At 68.4% G+C, this 23,577-nt stretch carries 23 protein-coding genes; 12 read left to right on the forward strand and 11 right to left on the reverse strand.

Going from position 1 to position 23,577, the window contains the following annotated elements; all coding sequences use genetic code 11:
* Positions 1-32: 32 nt before the first annotated feature.
* From atpA to BLU08_RS05950, 6 genes are all read left to right on the forward strand, one after another.
* Entirely contained in the window at positions 33-1,562 is a 1,530-nt protein-coding gene (gene atpA, locus BLU08_RS05925) for a F0F1 ATP synthase subunit alpha (protein WP_090196690.1), read from the forward strand.
* 103 nt (positions 1,563-1,665) lie between these two features.
* On the forward strand, positions 1,666-2,547 hold the full coding sequence (locus tag BLU08_RS05930) for a F0F1 ATP synthase subunit gamma (RefSeq protein WP_090196692.1): 882 nt from the start codon (positions 1,666-1,668) through the stop codon (positions 2,545-2,547).
* Between the two features lies 1 nt (position 2,548).
* Positions 2,549-2,950, forward strand: coding sequence for a hypothetical protein (locus BLU08_RS05935; protein WP_090196694.1), 402 nt, complete (start codon positions 2,549-2,551; stop codon positions 2,948-2,950).
* Between the two features lie 23 nt (positions 2,951-2,973).
* The gene (atpD, locus tag BLU08_RS05940) at positions 2,974-4,431 is read left to right on the forward strand and encodes a F0F1 ATP synthase subunit beta (protein ID WP_090196699.1); all 1,458 of its coding nucleotides are present in this window, start codon (positions 2,974-2,976) and stop codon (positions 4,429-4,431) included.
* 159 nt (positions 4,432-4,590) lie between these two features.
* Positions 4,591-4,848, forward strand: a complete 258-nt coding sequence (locus BLU08_RS05945) for an ATP synthase F1 subunit epsilon (protein WP_090196702.1) — start codon at positions 4,591-4,593, stop codon at positions 4,846-4,848.
* Between the two features lie 166 nt (positions 4,849-5,014).
* Entirely contained in the window at positions 5,015-7,129 is a 2,115-nt protein-coding gene (locus tag BLU08_RS05950; protein WP_090196704.1) for a prolyl oligopeptidase family protein, read from the forward strand.
* Positions 7,130-7,160: 31 nt separating this feature from the next.
* On the opposite strand, the gene BLU08_RS05955 is transcribed toward BLU08_RS05950, so the two are convergent.
* The 3 genes from BLU08_RS05955 to glmU are packed head-to-tail and all read right to left on the reverse strand — an operon-like array spanning position 7,161 to position 9,512.
* Positions 7,161-7,811 carry a heme-binding protein gene (locus BLU08_RS05955; protein ID WP_090196709.1) on the reverse strand — a complete coding sequence of 217 codons (651 nt, stop codon included), beginning with the start codon at positions 7,809-7,811 and terminating at the stop codon, positions 7,161-7,163.
* A gap of 43 nt (positions 7,812-7,854) precedes the next feature.
* Positions 7,855-8,130, reverse strand: coding sequence for an HNH endonuclease (locus tag BLU08_RS05960; protein ID WP_090196715.1), 276 nt, complete (start codon positions 8,128-8,130; stop codon positions 7,855-7,857).
* Complete coding sequence (gene glmU / locus BLU08_RS05965; protein WP_090196719.1) at positions 8,127-9,512, reverse strand: bifunctional UDP-N-acetylglucosamine diphosphorylase/glucosamine-1-phosphate N-acetyltransferase GlmU; 1,386 nt, start codon at positions 9,510-9,512, stop codon at positions 8,127-8,129. Before glmU ends, BLU08_RS05960 begins: the two co-directional genes overlap by 4 nt.
* An 87-nt stretch (positions 9,513-9,599) precedes the next feature.
* Between glmU and BLU08_RS05970 the strand changes: the two genes are divergently transcribed.
* Positions 9,600-10,304, forward strand: coding sequence for an HAD hydrolase-like protein (locus BLU08_RS05970; protein ID WP_090201082.1), 705 nt, complete (start codon positions 9,600-9,602; stop codon positions 10,302-10,304).
* Positions 10,305-10,452: 148 nt separating this feature from the next.
* Positions 10,453-11,382, forward strand: coding sequence for an SDR family NAD(P)-dependent oxidoreductase (locus BLU08_RS05975; protein WP_090196722.1), 930 nt, complete (start codon positions 10,453-10,455; stop codon positions 11,380-11,382).
* Between the two features lie 79 nt (positions 11,383-11,461).
* Here the strand turns inward: BLU08_RS05975 and BLU08_RS05980 are convergent, their stop codons facing one another.
* The 4 genes from BLU08_RS05980 to BLU08_RS05995 form a co-directional block, all read right to left on the reverse strand.
* Positions 11,462-11,827 carry a DUF2794 domain-containing protein gene (locus tag BLU08_RS05980; protein ID WP_090196725.1) on the reverse strand — a complete coding sequence of 122 codons (366 nt, stop codon included), beginning with the start codon at positions 11,825-11,827 and terminating at the stop codon, positions 11,462-11,464.
* Positions 11,827-12,555 carry a serine O-acetyltransferase EpsC gene (gene epsC, locus BLU08_RS05985; RefSeq protein ID WP_090196728.1) on the reverse strand — a complete coding sequence of 243 codons (729 nt, stop codon included), beginning with the start codon at positions 12,553-12,555 and terminating at the stop codon, positions 11,827-11,829. The genes BLU08_RS05980 and epsC overlap by 1 nt, the downstream gene beginning before the upstream one ends.
* Positions 12,556-12,634: 79 nt before the next feature.
* Positions 12,635-13,276: an ATPase gene (locus BLU08_RS05990; RefSeq protein ID WP_090196732.1), complete on the reverse strand. Its 642-nt coding sequence runs from the start codon at positions 13,274-13,276 to the stop codon at positions 12,635-12,637.
* A gap of 13 nt (positions 13,277-13,289) precedes the next feature.
* Positions 13,290-14,618 (reverse strand): heavy-metal-associated domain-containing protein, encoded by a 1,329-nt coding sequence (locus BLU08_RS05995; RefSeq protein WP_233996111.1) that lies wholly within the window; start codon positions 14,616-14,618, stop codon positions 13,290-13,292.
* Between the two features lie 71 nt (positions 14,619-14,689).
* Between BLU08_RS05995 and purM the strand changes: the two genes are divergently transcribed.
* From purM to BLU08_RS06010, 3 genes are all read left to right on the forward strand, one after another.
* Entirely contained in the window at positions 14,690-15,787 is a 1,098-nt protein-coding gene (purM, locus tag BLU08_RS06000; protein ID WP_090196735.1) for a phosphoribosylformylglycinamidine cyclo-ligase, read from the forward strand.
* A gap of 86 nt (positions 15,788-15,873) precedes the next feature.
* On the forward strand, positions 15,874-16,839 hold the full coding sequence (gene purN / locus BLU08_RS06005; RefSeq protein WP_090201087.1) for a phosphoribosylglycinamide formyltransferase: 966 nt from the start codon (positions 15,874-15,876) through the stop codon (positions 16,837-16,839).
* Positions 16,839-18,050 carry a sulfotransferase gene (locus tag BLU08_RS06010; protein WP_090196738.1) on the forward strand — a complete coding sequence of 404 codons (1,212 nt, stop codon included), beginning with the start codon at positions 16,839-16,841 and terminating at the stop codon, positions 18,048-18,050. The genes purN and BLU08_RS06010 overlap by 1 nt, the downstream gene beginning before the upstream one ends.
* A 91-nt stretch (positions 18,051-18,141) precedes the next feature.
* Here the strand turns inward: BLU08_RS06010 and ndk are convergent, their stop codons facing one another.
* The 4 genes from ndk to BLU08_RS06030 form a co-directional block, all read right to left on the reverse strand.
* The gene (ndk, locus tag BLU08_RS06015) at positions 18,142-18,564 is read right to left on the reverse strand and encodes a nucleoside-diphosphate kinase (protein ID WP_090196741.1); all 423 of its coding nucleotides are present in this window, start codon (positions 18,562-18,564) and stop codon (positions 18,142-18,144) included.
* A gap of 186 nt (positions 18,565-18,750) precedes the next feature.
* Complete coding sequence (locus BLU08_RS06020; protein ID WP_090196745.1) at positions 18,751-19,185, reverse strand: DNA polymerase III subunit chi; 435 nt, start codon at positions 19,183-19,185, stop codon at positions 18,751-18,753.
* Between the two features lie 28 nt (positions 19,186-19,213).
* On the reverse strand, positions 19,214-19,366 hold the full coding sequence (locus BLU08_RS06025; protein WP_369816841.1) for a DUF2256 domain-containing protein: 153 nt from the start codon (positions 19,364-19,366) through the stop codon (positions 19,214-19,216).
* A 15-nt stretch (positions 19,367-19,381) separates the two neighbouring features.
* On the reverse strand, positions 19,382-20,839 hold the full coding sequence (locus tag BLU08_RS06030; protein WP_090196754.1) for a leucyl aminopeptidase: 1,458 nt from the start codon (positions 20,837-20,839) through the stop codon (positions 19,382-19,384).
* Positions 20,840-21,030: 191 nt separating this feature from the next.
* On the opposite strand from BLU08_RS06030, the gene BLU08_RS06035 reads away from it, so the two are divergent.
* A complete protein-coding gene (locus BLU08_RS06035; RefSeq protein ID WP_233996112.1) occupies positions 21,031-23,415 on the forward strand; it encodes an LPS-assembly protein LptD in 2,385 nt (794 codons plus the stop codon).
* Positions 23,416-23,577: the final 162 nt, after the last annotated feature.

The following is a 23,577-nucleotide window of genomic DNA, read 5'->3' on the forward strand; positions in this document are numbered from 1 at the left end:
GACAGCCATAAGGGCTCAAAGGAACACGAAACATGGAAATCCGCGCCGCAGAAATCTCCAAGGTCATCAAGGACCAGATCGCCAATTTCGGCACCGAGGCCGAAGTCAGCGAAGTCGGCTCCGTGCTCAGCGTGGGTGACGGGATCGCCCGCATCCACGGCCTCGACAAGGTGCAGGCCGGCGAGATGGTGGAATTCGACGGCGGCATCCAGGGCATGGCGCTGAACCTCGAAGCGGACAATGTCGGCGTCGTGATCTTCGGCTCGGACGCGACGATCAAGGAAGGCGACACGGTCAAGCGGACCGGGACGATCGTCGACGTGCCCGTGGGCAAGGGCCTGCTCGGCCGCGTGGTCGACGCGCTCGGCAATCCGATCGACGGCAAGGGCCCGATCGAGGCCGCCGAACGCCGCCGCGTCGAGGTCAAGGCGCCGGGCATCATCCCGCGCGAATCCGTCAGCGAACCGGTGCAGTCGGGCCTCAAGGCGATCGACGCGCTGGTGCCCGTCGGCCGCGGGCAGCGCGAACTCATCATCGGCGACCGCCAGACCGGCAAGAGCGCGGTCGCGATCGACACCTTCATCAACCAGAAGGAGGTGAACGCGGGCGACGACGAGAGCAAGAAGCTCTACTGCATCTATGTCGCGGTCGGCCAGAAGCGTTCGACCGTCGCGCAGATCGTCAAGCAGCTCGAGGAAAACGGCGCGATGGAATACACCATCGTCGTCGCCGCGACCGCGTCCGAACCCGCCCCGCTGCAATATCTCGCGCCCTACACGGGCTGCGCGATGGGCGAATTCTTCCGCGACAACGGCATGCACGCCGTGATCGTCTATGACGACCTTTCCAAGCAGGCCGTCGCCTATCGCCAGATGTCGCTCCTGCTGCGCCGTCCTCCGGGCCGCGAGGCATACCCGGGCGACGTGTTCTACCTCCACAGCCGCCTGCTCGAACGCGCGGCCAAGATGAACGCTGAAAACGGCTCTGGCTCGCTCACCGCGCTGCCCATCATCGAGACGCAGGCGGGCGACGTGTCGGCCTACATCCCGACCAACGTGATCTCGATCACCGACGGGCAGATCTTCCTCGAAACCGACCTGTTCTACCAGGGCATCCGCCCGGCCATCAATGTCGGTCTGTCGGTGAGCCGCGTCGGCGGCGCCGCCCAGACCAAGGCGATGAAGAAGGTCGCGGGTTCGATGAAGCTCGACCTGGCGCAGTACCGCGAAATGGCGGCGTTCGCGCAGTTCGGCTCGGACCTCGACGCCGCGACGCAGAAACTGCTCAATCGCGGCGCGCGCCTGACCGAGCTGCTGAAGCAGCCGCAGTTCTCGCCGATGCCGTTCGAGGAGCAGGTGGTTTCGATCTTCGCCGGGACCAATGGCTTCATCGACACCATCCCGGTCGATCGCGTGACCGATTACGAAGCGCAGATGCTCGCCTTCTTCCGCAGCGAACACGCGGACGTGCTGGCCGAGATCCGGACCACCGGCAAGTTCGAGGACGACACCAAGGCGAAAGTGGTCGCCGGCCTCGAAGCCTTTGCGAAGCAGTTTGCGTAACAACCTCCCGTCATCCCCGCGCAAACGGGGGCCCGGGGGCAGGTAGCGCAACACCGCCCCAGGCCCTGCACCCCGCGGGAATGACGGAAACGGAGAAACCGGAGTGCCCTCACTCAAGGAACTCAAGGGCCGGATCAACTCGGTCAAGTCGACCCAGAAGATCACCAAGGCCAAGCAGATGGTCGCCGCGGCGAAGCTGCGCCGCGCACAGGCCGCGGCGGAAGCCGCGCGTCCCTATGCCGAAAGGCTGGCGGGCGTCATGGCGAGCCTCGCGGGGCGCGTGTCGGGCGACAACGCGCCCAGGCTGCTCGCGGGGACGGGTTCGGACCGGCGCAACCTCATCATCGTGGTGAACACCGACAAGGGGTTGTGCGGCGGTCTCAACGCGAACCTCGTCAAGGCCGCCAAGGCCAAGGCGCGCGACCTGCTCGCGCAGGGCAAGCAGATCGAGTTCTATCTCGTCGGCAAGAAGGGCCGCGCGCCATTGAAGCGCGATTTCGCCAAGGAGATCGGCGGCGGCTATGACACGAGCGAGGTCAAGACCCCCGGCTTTGCCGAGGCCGACGCGATCGCGGCCGAACTGATCGGCCTGTTCGAAGCGGGCAAGTTCGATGTCGCGCACCTGATCTACCCGACCTTCAAATCGGCGCTGGTGCAGGACCCGACCGTCATCCAGCTCATCCCCGTCCCCTCGCCCGAAGGCGCGGACGCGGGCGCCGGCTCCGACGGGGCCATCGCCGAATACGAACCGGGCGAGGAGGAAATCCTCGAGGAACTGCTCCCGCGCTATGTCAAGACGCAGGTCTTCGCGGCCCTGCTCGAACGCGAGGCGTCGGAACAGGGCGCCTCGATGACCGCGATGGACAATGCGACCCGCAATGCGGGAGAACTCATCAAGGATCTCAACATCGAGTACAATCGCAGCCGCCAGGCCGCGATCACGACCGAGCTGATCGAGATCATCGCCGGCGCGGAGGCGCTCTGATATGCGTACGACCTTCACCCTTCTCCTCGCAGCCCCGCTTGCCCTGGCCGCCTGCGGCGACGATGTGCCGGCCGACAAGCTCGAGGAGGTCGCCACCGAACCGACCACCCCCGCCATCCTCGAAGAGGAAGCCGAAGTGGCGGAAGAGCCCCTCGGCGATGTCGACCCGCGGGCGGCGGGCAATGTTCCGAGCATTGCAGAGGTCCAGGCCGCGCTTGCCGAGTGCGATCTCGACAGAGAGGTGGTCACGGCAACCTGCACCGCGAACGACGAGGGCACCGAATACACCTGCGCCTACGGTCTCGAAGGCGACATGCCCAATGCGATGCGCGAAACAATCATCGCCGCCGAAGGCGACACCTACACCCTGATCGACATCCCTGAAGACTGCCCGGTGCAGTAATCATTCCACAGGAAGCAGAGAAAATGGCCACCGCACCCGCATTGAACCAGACCACGAACGGCACCATCGCCCAGGTCATCGGCGCCGTCGTCGACGTCCAGTTTGAAGGCGAACTGCCGCCGATCCTGACCGCCCTGGAAACGAAGAACGGCGACACCACGCTCGTCCTCGAAGTGGCGCAGCACCTCGGCGAGAACACCGTGCGGACCATCGCGATGGACGGCACGGACGGGCTCGTGCGCGGGCAGGAGGTGGTCAACACCGGCAAGCAGATCAGCGTGCCGGTCGGGCCCAAGACGCTGGGCCGCATCATGAACGTGGTCGGCGAACCGATCGACGAACTCGGGCCGATCGGTGCCGAACAGACCATGCCGATCCACGCCCCCGCCCCGGAATTCGTCGACCAGTCGACCGAGGCGGCGATCCTCGTCACCGGCATCAAGGTCATTGACCTCCTCGCCCCCTATGCGAAGGGCGGCAAGATCGGCCTGTTCGGCGGCGCGGGCGTCGGCAAGACCGTGCTGATCCAGGAACTCATCAACAACATCGCCAAGGGCCACGGCGGCGTGTCGGTCTTCGCCGGCGTCGGCGAACGCACCCGCGAGGGCAACGACCTCTACCACGAATTCCTCGATGCCGGCGTGATCAAGGCCGACGAGAACGGCGTCGCGACGAGCGAGGGATCGAAGGTGGCGCTGGTCTTCGGCCAGATGAACGAGCCTCCGGGCGCGCGTGCCCGCGTGGCGCTGTCGGGCCTCACCATGGCCGAATATTTCCGCGACCAGGAAGGCCAGGACGTGCTGTTCTTCGTCGACAACATCTTCCGCTTCACCCAGGCGGGTTCGGAAGTGTCGGCGCTGCTCGGCCGCATCCCCTCGGCGGTGGGCTACCAGCCGACGCTGGCGACCGACATGGGCAATCTGCAGGAACGCATCACCTCGACCACCAAGGGCTCGATCACCTCGGTGCAGGCGATCTACGTGCCCGCGGACGACCTCACCGACCCGGCCCCGGCGACCTCCTTCGCGCACCTCGACGCGACCACCACGCTTTCCCGCGCGATTTCGGAACTCGGCATCTACCCCGCGGTCGACCCGCTCGATTCGACGAGCCGCGTGCTCGAACCGCGCGTCGTCGGCCAGGAACACTATGAAGTCGCGCGCAGGGTCCAGGAAACCCTGCAGAAGTACAAGAGCCTGCAGGACATCATCGCCATTCTCGGCATGGATGAACTGTCGGAAGAGGACAAGCTGACGGTCGCCCGCGCGCGCAAGATCCAGCGCTTCCTTTCGCAGCCCTTCCACGTCGCCGAGGTCTTCACCAACATCCCGGGCGTGTTCGTCCAGCTGGAAGACACGGTGAAGAGCTTCAAGGCCGTCGTCGAAGGCGAATACGACCACCTGCCCGAAGCGGCTTTCTACATGGTCGGCGGGATCGACCAGGCGGTCGAAAAGGCCGCCAGGCTCGCCGAGGACGCGTAATCCCGGCTCCCTCCCCCCTTCCTCCCCTCTCGGGAAGGAAGGGTCGGGGGATGGCGGCGAGCGCAGGGCGCGTCCCGGGCACCTCCTGGATGCTACCGGGTTCGCCGCGCTCACCAAGTCTCGATGCCCCTCCCGAGCGCGAGGGGGTAAGGAAGAAAAATGGCACTCCACTTCGAACTCGTCACCCCCGCCAAGCTGGTCCGTTCCGAGGATGTCCACATGGTCGTCGTCCCCGGTGCGGAGGGCGAATTCGGCGTGCTCGAGGGCCATGCGCCCTTCGTCTCGACGATCCGCGACGGAGCGGTGCAGGTCTACAAGACCGAAGGGGCCGCACCCGAAGTGATCGAGGTGCGCGGCGGCTTCGCCGAGGTTGGCGCGAACGGTCTCACCGTGCTTGCGGAGCAGGTCGAGGCCTGATTTCCCGGCACCGTCGAACGACATCCGAGGGCGGCTCCGCAAGGGGCCGCCTTTTTTCGATTCTTCCCCTTCCCAAGCCGCCCCGCTCCGGCCAAATCTGCGTCAAGCAAATCCCCGCAGGAGAGCACTTTTGAAGCTTGTATCCACCCTTGCCCTGGTAGCCGCCATGACCTTTACCGCCGTGACCGACGCGAACGCGCAGAACCCCGCCGACACCGCTCCCGGCGTGCCCGGCCCCGCCGAAGACCCCTTCATCTGGCTCGAGGAAGCCCGCTCCGAAGAGGCGCTAGACTGGGTCCGCGCCGAGAACGAGCGCACGCTGGCCGCGCTGGAAAGCGATCCCCGCTTCGAGGCGCTGAAGGCCGAGGCGCTGGCGATCTTCGACAGCGAGGATCGCATCCCCTTCGTCTCCTTCCGCCCGGACGGCCTCTACAATTTCTGGCAGGACAAGCAGAACCCCAAGGGCCTGCTGCGCCGCACCACGCTCGAAAGCTATCGCAGCAACAATCCCGAATGGGAGACCGTGCTCGACATCGACGCGCTCGCCGCGGAAGAGGGCAGGGAATGGGTCTACAAGGGTTCGACCTGCCTGCCGCCGGCGCTCAACAAGTGCATGATCGCGCTGTCCGACGGGGGCGAGGACGCGACCGTCATGCGCGAATTCGACACCTCGACCAAGCGTTTCGTCGAAGACGGTTTCGTCATCGATGAAAAGAGCCAGGGCGGGGTTTCGTGGATCGACGAGGACACGCTGCTGGTGAACCGCGATTTCGGCGAAGGCACGCTGACCGAAAGCGAATATCCCTTCACCAGCCGGGTGTGGAAACGCGGTACGCCGCTGCTCGAAGCCGAGGAGATCTTCCGCGGCGAGCCTTCCGACGTGTGGGCGGGCGCGAGCCTGCTGCGCGATGCCGCCGGCACGGTGCAGGCGCGCACGGCCTTTCGCGGCGTGAGCTTCCATGAAAGCCTACACTACGTCTGGAAGGACGGCGAGTGGATCGAACTCGACATCCCTAAGAAGGCTTCGCCCTACGGCATCGTCGACGGGCAGCTCCTTTTCTCGACCGATGTCGAATGGGAAACGGACGGACAGACCTTCCCTGCCGACAGCCTGGTGGCGGTCGATCTGGAGGAATGGAAGGCCGATCCGAACGGCGCGGCCAAGACGCTCGTCTGGGCGCCAGGCGAACGGCAGACGAAGCAGGGCGGGTCGATCACCGCGAACGCGCTCTACGTCGGCCTGCTCGACAATGTCGTCGGCAAGGTGCTGAGATTCGATTACGCGGACGGCGAGTGGACGAGCGAGGAAGTCGCCCTGCCCGACAACGCGACGGTCGGGATCGCGGCAAGCTCGAAGGAAACCGACGAGGTGATGTTCACCGTCACCGATTTCCTCAACCCGACCACGCTCTACTATTCGGACGGGACCGGGGCGCCCGCGGTGATCAAGACTTCGCCCGCCTATTTCGACCAGGCCGGGATGGAGGTCGAACAGCACGAGGCGACCAGCAAGGACGGGACGAAGATCCCCTATTTCATCGTAAAGCCCAGGGGCATGGAACTGGAAGGCAGCACCGCGACGCTGCTGACGGGCTATGGCGGTTTCCAGATCGCGCGCCTGCCCTCCTATCTCGGCACGACGGGCAAGCTGTGGCTCGAACGCGGCGGGGCCTATGTGCTCGCCAACCTGCGCGGCGGGGGCGAGTTCGGGCCAGGCTGGCACCAGGGCGCGATCCGCGAGAACAAGCAGCGCACCTGGGACGACTTCATCGCCGTGGCCGAAGACCTGGTCGAACGCGGTTTCACGTCGCCGGAACATCTCGGCATCCAGGGCGGCTCGCAGGGGGGGCTCCTGGTCGGCACCGCCTTCACCCAGCGCCCGGACCTGTTCGGCGCTGCGATCGTGCAGATTCCGCTGTTCGACATGCTGCGCTTTCACCTGATCGGCCGCGGCGCCTCGTGGATCGGCGAATACGGCGACCCGCGCATTCCCGAACAGCGCGCCTGGATCGAGGACTATTCGCCCTACCAGATGATCCGCGAGGACGAGGACTATCCTGCGCCCTTCCTGTGGGCCTCGACCGCGGACGACCGGACCCATCCCGCCCATGCGCGCAAGGGCGCGGCCAAGCTCAAGGCGCAGGGGCATGATTACTATTACTTCGAGGACATCACCGGCGGCCATTCGGGCGGGGTCGACAACGAACAGCGCGCCAAGCTCCAGGCGCTCCAGCACGTCTACCTGATGCAGCGCCTGATGGACGATCGCACGGGCGGCTGAACGACCCGGGGGCGGCCGCCGGGTCGTCCCCTCAGCGGTCCTCCTCGACCGCGATCATGACCTCGTTGCGGCGCAGCGGGCCGGGGACCATCGGGGCGTTGTAGAAGGCGTATTCGAACCCGCCCCGCGGCCGCAGCCCCTGCGCCTCCACCCATTCGGCGAGCCTCTGCTCCTGCTCGGCGAGGTCCGCGGGCGAGCCGTTCCCGGCGAAGCGCACCGTCGCCATCCGGCGGGCGGGAATTTCGCTCAGGGCAATGTCGGCGGGCGGGCGCGGCAGCGTGTCGAGCGTGTATTTCGCCGGCATCACGAAGCGCATCCGCCAGCTGTCCCCGCCGACCCTTTCCTGCATCACCGGCGCGGTCATCGCGATCTTCTCGTCGCGCGCGACACGGTCCTGCAGCAAGGGCGTGGTCATCGCGATCCGCTCCCCGCCCGCGGGCCGATCCTGCGCGAAGATATAGGCGGCGAGCCGTCGGAAGCTGCGCGAACTCGCGGCCTGGCGCGTGCCGGAATGGGTGATCTCTGCGACGACGAGCGCGGGGTAGTCGCGCAATTCGAACGCCCCGTCGGAAATCACCGGGGTGAAATCGGGCTCTTCGGTGCCCTGCGACTGGGCATAGGCCACGGCAGCTCCTGCAAGGACGAGCGCGCCCCCGGCGGCGATCCAGAATCTCGGTGTCATGTCGGTAAAGCCCGCTGCGCCCGCGAAGGTTCCCGCGCCCGCCTCAGGTCCGAGTGGGCGCGTGGAAATCGGGCGGCTTGGTGCTCACCCAGGCCACGAACCTCGCGATCGCGGGGTTTTCGCGGACCGTCTCGGGATCATCGCCGATCCGGGCGAGTTCGGCATTGGTGAAATTGGCGTGGATCGCCTTGTGGCAGATCGGGTGCACCGGGACGGTGCCGCGCCCCTTCTTCGATCTGGGGACCGGATGGTGCCATTGCAGCCGCGTCTCGATCGGGCGCGCGCAGAGCCAGCAGGCGAGCGTTTCCTCTTCGCTCACCTGTCATGCGTCTGCCCGTCCGGCTTGTCCTTGCGGCCCGCCTCGCGCCTTTTCTTCATCGTGTCGTGAAAGCGGTCCGCCCAGCCCGGCTTGACCAGCTGTTCGGCGCGGACCATGCGAAGCTCGCCCGCCGCGACGTCGCGGCTGACGGTCGAACCGGCAGCGACGATCGCGTCGGGGCCGATGTTGACGGGGGCCACCAGCGCGCTGTTCGATCCGATGAAGGCGCGTTCGCCGATGTGGGTGTGGTACTTGAAATAGCCGTCGTAATTGCAGGTGATCGTGCCCGCGCCGATATTGGCGTGCGCGCCGACCGTGGCATCGCCGATATAGGAAAGGTGGCTCGCCTTCGCGCCCTTGCCCAGCACCGCCTTCTTGGTCTCGACGAAGTTGCCGACGAAGCTGCCCTCCTGCATCATCGTGCCGGGTCGCAGGCGGGCGAAGGGGCCGACCTGGGCACCGCTGGCGATCCGGGCGCCTTCGATGTGGCAGAAGGCCTTGATGCGGACATGGTCCGCGATCGTCACGCCGGGGCCGAAGACGACATTCGGTTCGATCGTGACATCGCGGCCCAGTTCGGTGTCCCAGCTGAAGAAGACCGTCTCGGGCGCGGTAAGGCTCGCGCCGTCGGCCATCGCGCGTTCGCGCCGGGCGGCCTGCCAGCGCGCCTCCACCCGGGCGAGTTCGGAGCGCGAATTGATGCCCGCGACCTCGTCCTCGTCATCGGTGATCACGACCGCGCAGGGCCTGCCCTCTCCGATGGCGATGTTGACGATGTCGGGGAGGTAATATTCGCCCTGCGCGTTGTCGTTGCCGACCCTCCCGAGCAGCGCGAAGAGGTCGCCCGCCTTCGCCGCCATCAACCCCGAATTGCACAAGTGGCAGGCGCGCTCGCCCTCGTCGGCGTCCCTGTATTCGACCATCCTGACGATCGCGCCATCGTCATCGGCGATGATCCGGCCATAGGCGAGCGGGTCCTCGGGCTCGAATCCGAGCACCACGACGGCGGGCGCATCGGGGCCGTTCAGCCGATCGAGCATCGCGCGCATTGTCTGCGCGCGCACGAAGGGTACGTCGCCATAGAGCACCAGGACGTCGCCCGCGAACCCCTCGAGCACGCCTTGCGCCTGCTGCACCGCGTGGCCCGTGCCGAGCTGCGGCTCCTGCAGGCAGGTCTCCGCCCGCCCGTCGAGAGCCGTCTCGATCTGTTCGCGCCCCGCGCCGACCACGACCACCTGCCGCGCCGCGCCCAGTTCCTCGACCGAGGCCATGAGGTGTTCGAGCATGGGCCTGCCGGCGATCGGGTGGAGGACCTTGTGCAGGTCGCTCTTCATGCGGGTGCCCTTGCCCGCGGCGAGGATGATGGCGGCGAAATCGTGCATACGTCCCCCTTAGGATGGAGCGCGCCTGCCCGCAAATGCTTGCGATTTGAAGTCGTCTCGCGCTGCCTTGCGATGTATGGAGCCGCCATGACGGATTTTCGCTTCGCGGGGGTCGGATTCGACCTCGACGGGACCCTGCTCGACACGTTTCGCGATCTCGGCGCGGCGGTCAATTACGCCCTGGCGCTCGGCGGTTTCTCGCCGGTGGCGGTGGACAGTTCTAAGGACCTGATCGGCGGCGGGGCGAAGATCATGCTGGCCCGGGCGGTGCAGGCGCAGGGCGGTCTTGCCGGCGGGCTCGAAGGCGACGATTTCCGCGGGCTCTACAAGGCGATGCTGCAATATTACGCCGACAACAACGCGGTCCACACCCGGCCCTTCGACCATGCCCGCCGGGTGGTGGACGAGCTTGGCGCGAAAGGCGTGAAGATGGCGGTCGTCACCAACAAGTTCGAGGAATTCGCCCGCTCGATCCTCACCCAGCTCGAATTCCTCGATCCCTTCGAAACGGTGATCGGCGGCAATTCGATCGGCAAGGGCGAGGACGGCCGATACATCTCCAAGCCCGACCCTGCCCCCGTCGTCGAGGCGCAGCGGCGCTGCGGGATCGGGGAAGCGGACCGCTTCGTGTTCATCGGCGATTCCACCTATGACGTGAAGGCCGCGCGCGGGGCGGGCGTGAAGGTGGTCGCGGCCGGATACGGCTATTGCGACCGCCTGCCTGGCGATCTCGGCGCGGATGCGGTGATCGATTCGCTGGACGAGCTGATTCCGGCGCTCGAGGCGCTCTGACCGGCTGCCGTTACGGCACGGCCAACACCCCCGATCCGCGCACCGAGGCGGTTGCAAGGCCCCGCCAAAAGTGCCACGCAGCGCGCGCATCATCGAGTTTACGCGCGCGTCAACCCGGCGCGCATCCCCAACCAGAGAGGACACACCCATGAGCATCGACTTCAAGGACAAGGTTGCCATCGTCACCGGCGCGGGCGGCGGGCTCGGCAAGGCCTATGCGATCGAACTCGCGCGGCGCGGCGCGAAGGTCGTGGTCAATGATCTCGGCGGTTCGCGCGACGGCACCGGCACCTCCGACGCGGCGGCCGAGGTGGTCGAGGAAATCGAGAAGGCCGGCGGCGAGGCGATGGCGAACGGCGGGTCCGTCACCGAATTCGATCAGATGGAAAAGATGGTCGCCGACGCCAAGCAGAAGTGGGGCGGCGTCCACGTGCTCATCAACAACGCGGGCGTCCTGCGCGACAAGACCTTCGCCAAGATGGACCCGGCGGACTTCGAATTCGTGCTCAAGGTTCACCTCACCGGTTCGGCCTTCGTCACCAAGGCGTGCTGGGAAACCTTCCGCGAACAGTCCTATGGCCGCATCCTGATGACCGCCTCCTCGACCGGGCTGTTCGGCAATTTCGGCCAGGCCAACTACGGCGCGGCGAAGCTGGGCCTTGCGGGCCTGACCAAGACGCTCCAGCTCGAAGGGGCGAAGTACAACATCAAGGTCAACACGCTCTCGCCCGTCGCGGGCACGCGCATGACCGAAGACCTCTTCCCCGAGGAAGCCTTCAAGCTCTTCGCCCCGGAGAACGTGGTCCCGGCCGCGCTCTTCCTGGTCAGCGAGGACGCGCCGACCAATGCCATCGTCGGCGCGGGCGCGGGCGGTTTCCACTCCTCGTGGGTGGTGATGAACGATGCCGTCTGGCTCGAGGAAAAGGACCGCACCGTCGAAGGTTTCGCCGCGCGCTGGGAGGAGATCAACTCCTTCTCCAACCTCCAGGCCCCGCAGAGCGGCTCGGAGCAGTCGGGCAATATCCTGAAAGCCATGCAGAAGGTCACCGGCACCGGCCCGTCGAGCGCGCGCGGCTGATCCGAGGGCGAACTAACGTGAAAAGCCCGGCCCGCTGCGTGCGGCGCCGGGCTTTTTCATGTCGCGCAAGGTTGCGCGCTCAGTCGCTCTCCACCGCCTTCACCAGCCGCCGCTCGACGGGCGCGAGGACATTGGCAAGATCGTGGCCGCGCTTCATCACCTGCCCGTGTTCGCCGAACAGGGTCCACATGCCTTGCTTGTTGCGCAGGGCCGGACGCTTTTCGAGCCGTGCCTGCGGGCGTTCGGCGGTGCGGCGGAACGCGGCGAAGGTCGCGCACCTGCTGTCGAAATCCATTGCGTAGTCGCGCCATTCCCCGGCCGCGACCATGCGGCCGTAGAGGTCGAGGATGCGCTGGAGTTCCTCGCGTTCGAAACCGACCTGCCCCGCGCCGCCGCGCGGGGTGAAGGCGAGGACCTGCCCGGGTAGCGAGCCCTTCGCGGCCATCAGTCGTCGGTCCCGCTCTTGCGGCCGAAATCGAGGCTCGCCTGGCCCACGTCATCTGCCCGCCCGCGCGCCTGCGCGGCCTTCAGTTCGGCGACTTCGGCCCGCAGCGCCTTCAATTCGGTTTCGAGCTTTTCGATGCAGTCGCTGCGCGGCTCGCACGGATCGTCGGACGGGGTGCCGTAGGGGATGAATTCGCGAATCCATTCCTCCGCCGGGACGAGCGTCGAACGCGCCTTCAGCCCGACCATCGTCGCCCCGGGCGCGACGTCCTCGGTCACGACCGCGTTGGCCCCGACGCGGGCGCGTTCGCCCACGGTGATCGGCCCGATGATCTGAGCCCCCGAACCGATGATGACATTGTCCTTGATCGTGGGGTGCCGCTTGCCCCCCTTGCCGTTGGCCGGATTCGTCCCGCCGAGCGTCACGCATTGGTAGATCGTCACGTTGTCGCCGATCTCCGCTGTCTCGCCGATGACGGTGAAGCCGTGGTCGATGAAGAAATTCCGCCCGATCGTCGCGCCCGGATGGATGTCGATCGCGGTCAGCGCGCGCGAGACGTGGTTGACGACGCGGGCAAGGAAAAAGAGCTTGGCCTCGAACAGCCAGTGCGCGACGCGGTGAAAGCCAAGCGCCCACACGCCGGGATAGAGCAGGATTTCCCAGCGCGAGCGCGGCGCCGGGTCGCGCGCCCTGATCGAGTCCAGATAGGCCTTGAGTCTATCGAACATGGCACACCACCCTTCCACCAATCGGCGCGATTTGCAAATTCGCCGTGCGCGCGCCGGTTTCCTTGGCCGTTTCCGCCCGTCAGATCAAACGCCCCTGTTCGGGCCCGTTCAGCGCCTCGAGGGCGGCGCGCCAGACCGACATGGTGGCAGGCACCTGCCGTTCAAGGCTGATCCGGTCGATCGCCAGGACAAGCCGTTCCAGCCCCGCGAAGCTGCGTTCCGCGCGCGGGACGAGGTAATCGGCCGCGCCCTCGGCAAGCGAAAGTCCGCGCTGTTCCGCCAACGCCTCGATCAGCTGCGCCGCCATGGCGTCGTCGGGCGCGCCGATTGCGAGCTGGAGCGAGCCGCCGAGCCGCGAGGCGAGATCGGGCAGCGCCGCCCGCCAGGGCTGCCGGTCGGCGATCAGCAGGAGCGGCTGGCCCGCGCGCGCGCCGCCCTCCTGACCCGCGTTCCAGCGGTGGAACAGCGCGTGCTCGTCCTCGCGGTCGGCCCCGTCGATCACCGCGATCCCGCGCCCCGCGGCCCATTCCCCGATCAGCGACTTGCCCGAACGCGGCGGGCCGGTGAGCACGGCGGTGCCGAACGGCCAGCGCGCAGGGTCCGACAGGGCCTCGATCACAGGCGCATTGGCGTTGCCGATCACGATCCGCCGCGGCGCATCGCCCGCGCGCGGCGCCAGCGGAAGCGCGATCTGCGACGGGGAATCGGGCGTCGGCGCCATCGCGCGACCCGGCTCAGCGGCTGATGGCGAGCGCGCCGGCGCCGCGGTCGACCGCATAGCCGCGCTCGACCAGCGCCTCGGCAAGCCCGTCGAGGCTGCCGGCGTAGCGCACGCTCATCACCGAGGTGCCGCCCATCGCCGTGCTGGTGACGGCAAGCCCGCGCACCCCGGGCACTGCGCGCATCGCGGAAAGGGTCGCATCGAAGGTCGCCGCGTCGGGGCTTGCGAACTGGACCGTGATCGCGCGCACGGGGGCGGCGGTTTCGGCGGGGGCGGGCGCGTCCTCGGCCGTGTCGGTCTCGATCTCGGTCGGGGGCGGCGGCGCGCCTTCCTCCCTCGCCGCCTCGTCGCGGTCGCGGATCGCCCGGCCGAGCTCGATCAGGCGGCGCAGCGCCGGGTCGATATCGCCCGAACCATCTTCGCGCAGGGTCGGGTCGGGGGTGAGCTTGCCCTCCTGGAGCGCGGTTTCGAAGATGCGGTCGAACCGCCGCACCGCCTCGGCCAGCATGGCGGGAACCTCGTCCGGGCTTTCGGCCTCGAGCTCGAATTCGCCGAGCAGCGTGCTGTCGGGTCCGTAGCGCGCGGTGAAGATCCCGCGCGCCGGCCCGCCGGGGAACTGGTAATCGAGCCGCGCGATCGGCACGAGCGCGTCGGCAGCGCCGTACTGGTCGAGCGTGGTGCGCCACCACGCCCGGCTGCGCCGCCGGGTCTGGCCGAAATTGACGAGCAGCGAATCGCCCCCCGCCCCGCTCGGACGGACATAGTCGATCCGGCTGGTGCCCGGGTTGAATTCGGCCCAGGCGCGCTGCCACTGGTTGCGCCGCTCGAATGTGGTGTAGGTTCCGCCGCTTGCCATGACGGGGATGAGCAGCATCGGCGCCGATGCGCGCTGCCGCGCCTGGCCGCCGAGGAAACGCTCCGCGCGCTGGCGGTCGAACACCACGCCGAGCCGCGCGATGTATCGCCTTGGCCCGACATTCTCGCGCTCGATCACGATCGCGGAAACGAGCGAGGCGAGCTGGCTGTCGGAGATTTCCGGCCCGTCGACCCGTTCCCATGCCTTGCGCTGGGCCTCGCGCCAGGCTTCCTCGCGCGCTTGCGCGGCCGAATCGGCGGTGACGTCGACTTCGATCGCGCGCACTTCTATGTCCACGCTGGACGCGGTGGGGGCGATCCCGCGCTCGCCCGCGACCTGCGCCAGCACCAGCGCGCATCCCCCGCCGAACAGGGCAAGCGCGCCGAGCGCGGCGCCAAGGGAACGCAGCCTCCGCCGCGCGCGCGGCCGCGCTGCGGCAACGGGACGGGCGGGGCCGACAGGAAGGGCGGGAACAGACGCGGTCATGGTGGAAAGCCTCGGCGCTTTTGCCCAAAGGTGAGTGGAATTCCAAGCGCGAAAGGCTAAGGACGCTCAATATGAGCGAGCCCGACACCCCCTATACCTACGCGCAGGCCGGCGTCTCGATCGAAGCGGGCAACCGGCTGGTCCGGGCGATCGCCCCGCTCGCGAAAGCGACCGCGCGGCCCGGCGCGACCGGCGACCTCGGCGGGTTCGGCGGCTTCTTCGATCCGAAGGCGGCGGGCTATGCCGATCCGCTGCTGGTCGCCGCCAATGACGGGGTCGGGACCAAGCTGAAGCTCGCGATCGAGCATGACCGCCACGACAGCGTCGGGATCGACCTCGTCGCGATGTGCGTCAACGACCTCATCGTGCAGGGCGCCGAACCGCTCTTCTTCCTCGACTATTTCGCGACCGGAAAGCTCGAGGAAGGCGTCGCCGAACGCGTCATCGCCGGGATTGCGGGCGGCTGCAACCAGGCCGGGTGCGCGCTGATCGGCGGGGAAACGGCGGAGATGCCGGGGATGTACGCGCCGGGCGACTACGACCTTGCCGGCTTCTGCGTCGGCGCGGTCGAGCGCGGGGAACAGCTGACCGGCGAACGGGTCGCGCCCGGCGACGTGCTGATCGGCCTCGCCTCCTCGGGCGTCCATTCCAACGGCTACTCGCTGGTCCGCCGCCTTGCCGCCGATTTCGGCTGGAAGATGAACCGCCCGGCCCTGTTCGATCCCGAGCGGCTGCTGATCGACGCCCTGATCGAGCCGACGCGGATCTACGTCGCCAGCCTGCTTCCCCTGATCCGCGAAGGCCATGTCAACGCCCTCGCCCACATCACCGGCGGCGGATTGCTCGAGAACATCCCGCGAAGCCTGCCCGCAGGCGCCCATGCGCTGGTCGATGCGGACAGCTGGGACCAGCCGCGCCTGATGGCCTTCCTTCAGGCGCAGGGGAACATCGAGCCGGAGGAAATGGCGCGCACCTTCAATTGCGGCATCGGCATGGTGCTCGCGGTCGCGGCGGACCGGGCGGAAACGGTGATCGGGCGGCTCGAAGCGGCGGGCGAAACCGCCTTTCGCATCGGCGAGATCGGCGAAGGACCGCGCGGCTGCACCGTTCGCGGATCGCAGGGAACCTGGTCGGCAAGGGCCGAATGGCAGGCCGCGCATCATGGCTGAGGTCGCCCCTTCGCTTCGCCCCGGGCGCAGGCGGGGGCCGCTGGCCCGACCATGGTTCGATCCTGCCCGACCCGAAAAGACGAATGATGGGCGATAAGGCGAAGGTCGCGATCTTCATCTCGGGCGCGGGGACCAACATGGCCGCGCTCCTTTACGCCAGCCGCCTGCCCGGCGCGCCCTACGAGGTGGTGCTCGTCGCCAGCAACGATCCTGCGGCCCCGGGTCTCGCGCTCGCCCGGCTCGAAGGCGTTCCCACCTTCGCCCATTCGCACGTGGGGCTGAGCCGCGAGGCGCAGGACGCGGCGATGGAGGCGGCTGCGCTCGAAGCGGGCGCGGACCATGTCGCGCTCGCCGGGTACATGCGGATCCTCTCGCAGGGGTTCGTCGAACGCTGGCGGGGGCGGATGCTCAACATCCACCCCTCGCTGCTGCCGAAATACAAGGGGCTCGCCACCCATGCCCGCGCGATCGAGGCGGGCGACAGCCACGCCGGGGCGAGCGTGCATCTCGTCACGAACGAGCTCGATTCGGGCGAGGTGCTGGCGCAGGCGCGCGTCGCGATCGGGCCGGACGACACGCCCGAAAGCCTCGCCGAACGCGTGCGGCTGGCCGAGCATCAGCTCTACCCCCGCGCGCTCGCCGATTACGTCGCCCGCGCGCGCGACCCGGCGCACCTGCTGGAGCGGGTCCGCGCGCTCGCCCTCGCCCTGCCCGAAACCCGCGAACGCGAAAGCCACGGCGCACCCGGCTTTCGCGTCGGGTCAGAAAGATCGGGCAGGTTCTTCGCCTATTTCAGCGACCGCCACCACGGCAGCGGCCATGTCGCCCTGTTGGTGAAGACGAGCGGCATGGACGAACTGGCAACCCTCGTCGATACGCGGCCCGAAGCCTATTTCAGGCCGGCCTATTACGGCGCGAGCGGGTGGGTCGGCCTGATCCTCGATCGGCCGGGGCTCGACTGGGCCCATGTCGGCGAATGGCTCGGGCGCAGCTGGCGCAGTGTCGCGCCCGCGCGGCTGGCGCGGCTTTGCGATCCGGCGGACATCGTCTGATGCGGATTCCGCCGCGCGACCATCCGCTTGCCCGCTCGCCCGTTGCCGAGCGGGCGAACGCGCTGCTCGCAAGCGCCTGGGCCAAGCGGCGCCTGCCTCAACCCACGCTCGATCCCGACGAGATGTGGGCGATCGCCGCACGCTCGCTCGGCCGGGAAGCCGCAGCGGCCGAACGCGCCCGCCGCGACGCGCAGGACGTCGCCGATTTCCGCGAGCGGCTCGCCCGGATCGCCGCCGCCGTGCGCGAGGAAGCCGATCTCAACCCGCTCGGCCGGGCGATGGCCCACGGCCAGCTCGTGCGCGCGGTCCGCAACCGCCTGCGCCTCGGCGCGCTCTGGGCACGGCGGCCGGAACTGGCGCGGACCGCGCTGGCGGCGCCGATCATCGTGATCGGCCACATGCGCTCGGGCACGACCCGCATCCACAAGCTGCTCGCCGCCGACCCCGCCCATTCGCACACCCGCTATTGCGACGCCTATCATCCCGTGCCCTCGCGGTTCGGGGTCAACCGGGCGAAGAGCGCGCTCGACCTCGCGCTGCTCGGCGCGCTCAACCCGTGGCTGCAATCGATCCACCCGATGGCTCCCGCGCGGGCCGAGGAGGAGCTCGCCTGGATCTCGGCGGCGCTGCACCATTCGATCTACGAATCGCAGTGGCGCATCCCCTCCTATTCCGCCTGGAGCGAGGCGCGCGATCCGGGCGCGATCTACCGCGAATTCTCCCGGATGCTGCGGACCGATGCGGCCCATCGCGGCGTGGGGCACCTGCCGCGGGTGATGAAGGTGCCCGCCTTCGCCGAGGATCTCGCGACGCTGCTCGCCGAGTTTCCCGATGCGCGCCTCGTCATCGCGCAGCGCGAGCGCGAACTGGTGCTGAAGAGCGCGGTCTCGCTTGCGGCGAACCAGATGGCGGTCCAGTCGGACAATTGCGACCTCGCACAGATCGAGGCGCTGTGGCGGCACAAGATCGCCCTGCGCGAAGCGCGCATGGCCGAGGCGCTGAAGCATTGGCGCGGGCCGGTCGCGCGGCTCGATTTCGATGCGCTTGGCACCGACTGGGAGGGCGAGATGCGGCGCACCTATGCCGAACTCGGGCTCGACCTCACGGCGCGCGCGCTCGCCGCGATGCGGGCGGAAATGGCAAGCAGCGAGCGCGGCGCGCACCGCGCCCATTCGGACCAGCTCGCCCGTTTCACGCTAGCGACGGGGTAACGCCGACCCCCTTCGCCCGGGGCGCGGGCGCCAGGCAAGGAAAAGGCCGCCCCGCGCCGGGACGGCCCTTTCGCGTCGATCGGGAGCAGGATCAGCCGACGATTTCGTCCTCGCTGAAGAAGAATTCGATCTCGATCTTCGCGTTTTCTTCGCTGTCCGATCCGTGGACGGTGTTTTCCCCGATGGAAAGCGCGTATTCCTTGCGGATCGTGCCCTCGGCAGCTTCGGCCGGGTTGGTCGCGCCCATCACGTCGCGGTTGCGCTTGACCGCGTCCTCGCCCTCGAGGACCTGCACGACGACCGGTTCGCTCATCATGAACTCGACCAGCTCGCCGAAGAAGGGCCGTTCCTTGTGGACCGCATAGAAGCCTTCGGCCTGTTCGCGGGTCATGCGGATGCGCTTGGAAGCGACGACGCGCAGGCCCGCCTCTTCCAGCATCTTGGTGACCGCGCCGGTCAGGTTGCGCTTGGTCGCGTCGGGCTTGATGATCGAAAAGGTGCGGGTGACCGCCATCTTGGGTGTTCCTTGGTCTAGAAAGGGGGCGCTGCTGGGCGCTCGGGGAAGGCGTGGCCCGGAACGCGTGCGTTCCCGGCCGGTAACGTCGCGCGCGCGCTTAGCCCCGGCGGCGCGGCAGTTCAAGCCCGGGCGCGAGGAGCGACCGCCGCCACGGGCCGGACCGGGCGCGCGGTGGCGAGGCTTTCATGCGATCTTCGTCCACCTGCCGCCATCCTGGCGGTAGAAGGATCGCTCGACCCCCGCCGCGCCGGCGAGCGTGCGCCAGGTGCCGCGTGCGGCGTCGAGCGTGTCCTCGCCGAACAGCAGGAAAAGCCGCGCGAAGCCGGTGCTTTCGCGCCACGCGCCGTCGGCGAAGACGACGTGGCTCGCCCCGTTGGGCGCCTCGCACACGTCGGACAGCAGGATCGGCTGGCGCTCCTCGCCCGCAGCGCCCGCATGGCCGTTTGCAAGGAAGCTCTCGGGACCGGCGGCCCACAGCGCCTTGGCGATGAGCTGGCGCTGTTCGGCATCGGCGCTGACCACCAGCAGACGCTCGCCCTGCGCCAGCACGCGCGCGGCGATGAGCGCGACGACACGGGCCGGGGGATCGCGCGAAATCTGCCAGAAATCGACTTTCATCCCGTGCCCGCCGGTTCGCTGCAGGGGGTCACGGCCGCACCGTCCCCTGCCCCTTCGTTCGTCTGCATCGCTCGGAACAATAGCGCACGTTGTCCCAGTCGCGCGCCCATTTCCTGCGCCAGGCAAAGGGCAGGCCGCAGGCCGCGCAGGTCTTCGACGGCAGGTCGGCCTTGCGGCGCATCTTGGGCAAGCGCGCTTACTCCAGGTTTTCCTTCACGAAACGGTCGATCAGGCGAACGCCGTAGCCGGTCGCGCCCTTGTCCCACGTATGGCCCGGCTTGGTCGACCAGACCATGCCGGCGATGTCGAGATGCGCCCAGGGCGTGCCCTTGCGGATGAAGCGCTGGAGGAACTGCGCCGCGGTGATCGAACCGGCCTCGCGCGGCCCCACGTTCTTCATGTCGGCGATCGGGCTGTCGATCAGCTTGTCGTAGGCAGGGGCGAGCGGGAGCCGCCAAAGCCTGTCGCCGACGCCTTCGCCCGCGCAGGTGAGCTGCCCGGCGAGCTTGTCGTCATTGGCGAACATCCCGCCATGCTCGTTGCCGAGCGCGATGATCATGGCACCCGTCAGCGTCGCCAGGTCGACGATCCGCGCGGGATCGAATTCCTCCTGCGCCCAGTGCAGCGCGTCACACAGGACCAACCGCCCTTCGGCATCGGTGTTGAGTACCTCGACCGTCTGCCCGCTCATCGTGGTGACGATGTCGCCGGGGCGCTGCGCCTTGCCGTCGGGCATGTTCTCGACCAGGCCGAGGACGCCGATCACGTTGGCCTTCGCCTTGCGCCCGGCGAGCGCCAGCAGCGCGCCCGCGACCGCGCCCGCGCCGCCCATGTCCCATTTCATGTCCTCCATGCCCGGCGGCGGCTTCAGCGAGATGCCGCCGGTGTCGAAGGTCACGCCCTTGCCCACGAAGACGCTCGGCCTGTCCCCGGTCCTGCCGCCGTTCCAGCGGATCGCGAGGATGCGGCTCGCCCGTTCGGAGCCCTGCCCGACGCCGAGCAGGGCACCCATGCCGAGCTTTTCCATCGCCTCTTCATCGAGCACGATCAGCTCCGCACCGGTACCCTCGAACGCCTTCTCGCACAGCGCGACGAAGCTTTCGGGATAGAGCCTGTTGGCCGGTTCGGTAACGAGCGTCCGGGTGAATTCGACGCCGCGGGCGACCGCCTCGGCCTCGGCCCAGGCGTCGTGGGTGCCGTCGGGCGCGCCGACGACATGGACCGTCTCGAGGCTGGGACGCTTGTCCGCGGGCAGTTTCGTGCGATAGGTGTCGAGCCGCCAGGACCGCAGGCGCAGGCCCAGCAGCGCCGCTGCCGCCTCCTCGCCCGAAAGGTCGGCATGGCCGAGGTCGAGCACCATCGCGCTTTCGCCCGAAACGAGATATTTCGCGGCGAGCGCGGCCCCCGCCTTCTCGAGGTTGAGCCGGCGCAGCGTCGCATCCGCCTCACCCGCCCCGGCGAGCGCGAGCCGGCGCAGCGTGCCGTCCTTCATCGAAAACGTCTCGAAGACCTGTCCCGCGCTGCCTTTGAACCGCGCCGCCCTCGCCCCTTCGGCCACGGCCTGGTCGAGGTCGGAGGGCATGTCCTCCTGGTTCAGCACCCGGGCGTGGAGCCGGACGTGGGAGGGCGGGCTGTCGCTGAAACGGAATTGCATGGGTTCTCCCGGATTGGCTCCCCCGCAAGGCCGGGCGAAGCGAAAATTCAGATCGAGCGTTCGCCCGGTCGAACGCATCAGACGGCTGATCGCTCCTGCCTCGACGGGCGGATCGCGGGGGCGGAACGAGCGCTCGGACCGGGCCGTGAATGGCGATTGCGATTAGGCGCGTGCGGTGCAATAGGCAAGGCATGACGGCAGGATCAACGGGGCCCTCGCGCATTCCCGCGCCCGGTGCGATGCGTGCCCTGCCGGGCCGGGCCGCTTCGCCTGTCGCGACGGCGCGGGCGCTCGCGCTGGCCGGCCTCGCCCCGGCGGCGCTGGTCCACGCGCTTCCCGCCGCGGCCCACCCTGCCCCGCTGCTCGCCGCCGCCCTGCAGGATGCCGACCCTCCGCCCGGCGCGGCCGATCCCTTGCCCGGCGCGGCCGGGTCTCCCTTGGACCTGGCGGAACCCGGCGAGGATGCGGCAGGCGGGCGCGTGCTCGACTTCGAGGCGGACGAGCTTTCCTACGACGCCGAGGCCGAGATCGTCACCGCCCGCGGCGATGTCGTGCTGCGCAGCGAGGACCGCTCGGTCCGTGCCGACGAGGTCATGTGGTACCGCGACAGCGGGCGGATCGTCGCGACGGGCAACATCCGCTTCGTCGACGAGGGCGGCAACCAGCTCTTCACCGACCAGATCGAACTGACCGACGAATTCGAGGCGGGGGCGATGGAGGAACTGCTCATCGCCCTGCGCGCGGGCGGGCGCCTCGCCGCGCGCTCTGCCGCGCGCGCGCAGAGCGGGACGATCCTGCTCGAAAGCGCGGCCTACACCGCCTGCCCGGTCACCGGCGAGGACGGCTGCGCCAGGGATCCGTCCTGGCGCATCACCGCCGACCGGGTGATCTACGATCCGGACAAGGCGCAGGTGCGCTTTCGCGGCGCCATGCTCGAACTGTTCGGCCAGCGCCTGCTCCCGCTGCCCGGCCTTTCGCTCAACACCGATGGCGACGCGGTCTCGGGCTTCCTCGTGCCGAACATCCGGGTGACGCAGGTCAACGGGCTCGAATTGTCGGGCGATTATTTCTGGCGCCTCGCCGACAACAAGGACCTGACGCTCGGCGCCTATGTCTTTTCCGCGGTCGCGCCGATGGTGCGGGCGGAATGGCGGCACCTGACGGGCAATGGCGCCTACCAGGTCACCGGCTACCTGACGCAAAGCAGCCGCGTCGCCGACTTCGACGGGCAGGCCGAAACCGAAAGCGACCCGCGCGGCTATCTCTTCGCCAATGGCCGCTTCCAGTTCACCGAGCACTGGAGCCTCACCGGATCGGTCCGCGCGGCGAGCGACCGGACCTTCCTGCGCCGCTACGACCTCAGCCGGGACGACCGGCTGCGCTCGACCGTCAACCTGGAACGGATCGACGAGGATTCCTATCTGAGCCTCGCCGGCTGGGCGACGCAGACGCTGCGGATCAACGCCGACCAGGGCCAGATCCCGATCGCGCTCCCCGCGTTCGATTATCGCCGGATCGTCGAGGATCCCCTGCTTGGCGGCGAGGTGCAATTCCAGGCGAACACGCTCGCGCTGCTGCGGACCGACGGGCAGGACACGCAGCGTGCCTTCGCCGGAGCCCGCTGGGACCTTAGGACGCTGACCGGGCTCGGCCAGGTCGTCAGCTTCAGCGCGCTGGTGCGGGGCGACATCTACCACACCTCCAACACCGGCTCGACGCTCACCGAGATCTATCGCGGGAACGAAGGCTGGACCGGCCGCGGCGTCGCGATCGGGGCGATCGACATCGAATGGCCCTTCGTCGGCGAGGCCTTCGGCGGCACGCAGGTGCTCAAGCCCCGCCTCCAGTTCGTCGCGAGCCCCCCGATCGAGAACCTCGCCGTCCCCAACGAGGACGCGCGGGCGATCGACCTTGAGGATTCGAACCTCTTCGCCCTGAACCGCTTTCCCGGTTACGACCGGGTCGAGGACGGGGCGCGCGTGACCTGGGGGCTCGACTGGGAACTCAACCGGCCCGGCTGGCGGGTCAAGACCACGGTGGGCCAGTCCTACCGGCTGGAGGACAAGCAGGACATCTTCCCCGTCGGCACCGGCCTTTCCGAAAGGGTGTCCGATTTCGTCGGCCGGACCGAGGTGCGATACCGCGATTTCGTCGCCTTCACCCACCGCTTCCGGCTGGACAAGAACAACCTCGCCTTCCGCCGCAACGAGATCGACGCCGCGGTCGGTTCGCGCCGGACCTATCTCGAGGTCGGCTACCTGCGCCTCAACCGGGACATCCAGACCGTCGAGGACCTGCAGGACCGCGAGGAATTCCGCACCGCCGCGCGCGTCGCCTTCGCCAACAACTGGGCGGTGTTCGGATCGGGCGTGTTCAACCTGACGAGCGCGGAGGAGGACCCGGTCTTCGCGCCCGACGGGTTCGAGCCGATCCGCACGCGGCTCGGCGTTTCCTACCAGGACGAATGCCTCGAATTCGGCTTCACCTGGCGGCGCGACTACATCACCGCGGGCGACGCGGCGCGGGGCAATTCCTTCCAGCTCTTCTTCGCGCTGCGCAATCTCGGCTTCCGCTGAGACGCGTCGCGAATTGGCAGCGGAGGCAAAACGGGCTAGAGGACGCCCGCAAGAGCCCGAGACACCGGGGCCGGCTGCCTTTCACTCAGCGCAGGTTCAGCCCCGCTTCGGCAAGGGAAGCGACCTTCGGGCGCGGGCGTGGGGCCGCCCGCCCGGCGACGA

Origin of the sequence: Erythrobacter sp. HL-111, from assembly GCF_900105095.1 — a bacterium.
Lineage (GTDB): Bacteria > Pseudomonadota > Alphaproteobacteria > Sphingomonadales > Sphingomonadaceae > Erythrobacter.

Bases quoted from the DNA above. Each gene is read 5' to 3' on its own strand.
- BLU08_RS05950 (WP_090196704.1), top strand. From the start codon at position 5,015: ATGACCTTTACCGCCGTGACCGACGCGAACGCGCAGAACCCCGCCGAC.
- BLU08_RS05955 (WP_090196709.1), bottom strand. From the start codon at position 7,811: ATGACACCGAGATTCTGGATCGCCGCCGGGGGCGCGCTCGTCCTTGCA.
- BLU08_RS06025 (WP_369816841.1), bottom strand. From the start codon at position 19,366: ATGCGCCGCAAGGCCGACCTGCCGTCGAAGACCTGCGCGGCCTGCGGC.
- BLU08_RS06035 (WP_233996112.1), top strand. From the start codon at position 21,031: ATGACGGCAGGATCAACGGGGCCCTCGCGCATTCCCGCGCCCGGTGCG.
- BLU08_RS05945 (WP_090196702.1), top strand. From the start codon at position 4,591: ATGGCACTCCACTTCGAACTCGTCACCCCCGCCAAGCTGGTCCGTTCC.
- epsC (WP_090196728.1), bottom strand. From the start codon at position 12,555: ATGTTCGATAGACTCAAGGCCTATCTGGACTCGATCAGGGCGCGCGAC.
- BLU08_RS05975 (WP_090196722.1), top strand. From the start codon at position 10,453: ATGAGCATCGACTTCAAGGACAAGGTTGCCATCGTCACCGGCGCGGGC.
- glmU (WP_090196719.1), bottom strand. From the start codon at position 9,512: ATGCACGATTTCGCCGCCATCATCCTCGCCGCGGGCAAGGGCACCCGC.
- BLU08_RS06030 (WP_090196754.1), bottom strand. From the start codon at position 20,839: ATGCAATTCCGTTTCAGCGACAGCCCGCCCTCCCACGTCCGGCTCCAC.
- BLU08_RS05980 (WP_090196725.1), bottom strand. From the start codon at position 11,827: ATGGCCGCGAAGGGCTCGCTACCCGGGCAGGTCCTCGCCTTCACCCCG.
- BLU08_RS05995 (WP_233996111.1), bottom strand. From the start codon at position 14,618: ATGACCGCGTCTGTTCCCGCCCTTCCTGTCGGCCCCGCCCGTCCCGTT.
- BLU08_RS06010 (WP_090196738.1), top strand. From the start codon at position 16,839: ATGCGGATTCCGCCGCGCGACCATCCGCTTGCCCGCTCGCCCGTTGCC.
- purM (WP_090196735.1), top strand. From the start codon at position 14,690: ATGAGCGAGCCCGACACCCCCTATACCTACGCGCAGGCCGGCGTCTCG.
- BLU08_RS05970 (WP_090201082.1), top strand. From the start codon at position 9,600: ATGACGGATTTTCGCTTCGCGGGGGTCGGATTCGACCTCGACGGGACC.
- BLU08_RS05990 (WP_090196732.1), bottom strand. From the start codon at position 13,276: ATGGCGCCGACGCCCGATTCCCCGTCGCAGATCGCGCTTCCGCTGGCG.
- atpA (WP_090196690.1), top strand. From the start codon at position 33: ATGGAAATCCGCGCCGCAGAAATCTCCAAGGTCATCAAGGACCAGATC.
- atpD (WP_090196699.1), top strand. From the start codon at position 2,974: ATGGCCACCGCACCCGCATTGAACCAGACCACGAACGGCACCATCGCC.
- BLU08_RS05935 (WP_090196694.1), top strand. From the start codon at position 2,549: ATGCGTACGACCTTCACCCTTCTCCTCGCAGCCCCGCTTGCCCTGGCC.
- purN (WP_090201087.1), top strand. From the start codon at position 15,874: ATGGGCGATAAGGCGAAGGTCGCGATCTTCATCTCGGGCGCGGGGACC.
- ndk (WP_090196741.1), bottom strand. From the start codon at position 18,564: ATGGCGGTCACCCGCACCTTTTCGATCATCAAGCCCGACGCGACCAAG.
- BLU08_RS06020 (WP_090196745.1), bottom strand. From the start codon at position 19,185: ATGAAAGTCGATTTCTGGCAGATTTCGCGCGATCCCCCGGCCCGTGTC.